The 1,273-nt window shown below is 61.1% G+C and carries 1 protein-coding gene; it reads left to right on the forward strand.

Annotated features, from left to right (window positions below):
• The coding region (glyA, locus tag AC2FIO_RS22805) for a serine hydroxymethyltransferase (protein ID WP_496700169.1) at positions 1 to 1,273 on the forward strand (1,273 nt) is incomplete at its 5' end.

Raw genomic sequence — 1,273 nt, forward strand, 5'->3', positions numbered from 1 at the left:
CGGATTTTTCACCCAGTCCCTGTCTGACCGTGATCCCGAGCTGTTCGGCTCGATCACATCCGAGCTGGGTCGTCAGCGCGACGAGATCGAGTTGATCGCATCCGAAAACATCGTCTCTGCCGCCGTGATGGAAGCACAAGGCTCGGTTATGACCAACAAATACGCCGAAGGCTATCCCGGTCGGCGGTATTATGGCGGCTGCCAGTACGTGGACATCGCCGAGAACCTGGCCATCGACCGCGCCAAAGAGCTGTTTGGCTGCGGCTTTGCCAACGTGCAGCCGAACTCTGGCTCTCAGGCCAACCAGGGCGTGTTCCAGGCACTGATCCAGCCCGGCGATACCATTCTGGGCATGAGCCTGGACGCAGGCGGTCACCTGACCCACGGCGCCCGTCCCAACCAGTCGGGCAAGTGGTTCAATGCGGTGCAGTATGGCGTCCGCAAAGAAGACAACATGCTGGACTATGATCAGGTCGAGGCGCTGGCAAAAGAACACCAACCCAAGCTGATCATCGCCGGCGGCTCGGCCATTCCGCGACAGATCGACTTTGCCCGCATGCGCGAGATCGCCGACATGGTCGGCGCCTACCTGCACGTGGACATGGCGCACTTCGCCGGTCTGGTGGCAGCGGGTGAGCACCCCAGCCCCTTCCCGCATGCGCATGTGGCAACCACCACCACGCACAAAACCCTGCGCGGTCCGCGTGGCGGCATGATCCTGACCAATGATGAAGATATCGCAAAGAAAGTGAATTCGGCGATCTTCCCCGGCATTCAGGGCGGCCCGCTGATGCACGTGATCGCGGCCAAGGCAGTCGCCTTTGGCGAGGCGCTGCAGCCTGCGTTCAAGGATTACATCAAGCAGGTCGTCGTGAATGCACAGGCGCTGTCGGACCAGCTGATCAAGGGTGGTCTGGACACGGTGACCCACGGCACCGACACCCATGTGGTGCTGGTCGATCTACGACCCAAGGGCGTGACCGGCAACATTGTCGACAAGGCTCTGGGCCGGGCGCACATCACCTGCAACAAGAACGGCGTGCCGTTTGATCCGGAAAAACCGACCATCACCTCGGGCATCCGTCTGGGCTCCCCCGCCGGCACCACCCGCGGCTTTGGCGAGATCGAATTCCGCCAAATCGCCGACTGGATCATCGAAGTCGTCGACGGTCTGGCCGCCAATGGCGAAGACGGCAATGGCGCGGTTGAAGCCAAGGTCAAAGCCGAGGTTGCAGAGCTTTGCGCTAAATTCCCGATCTATCCAAACCTGTAA

The sequence above is a fragment of the Ruegeria sp. CDSB086 genome (assembly GCF_059611065.1).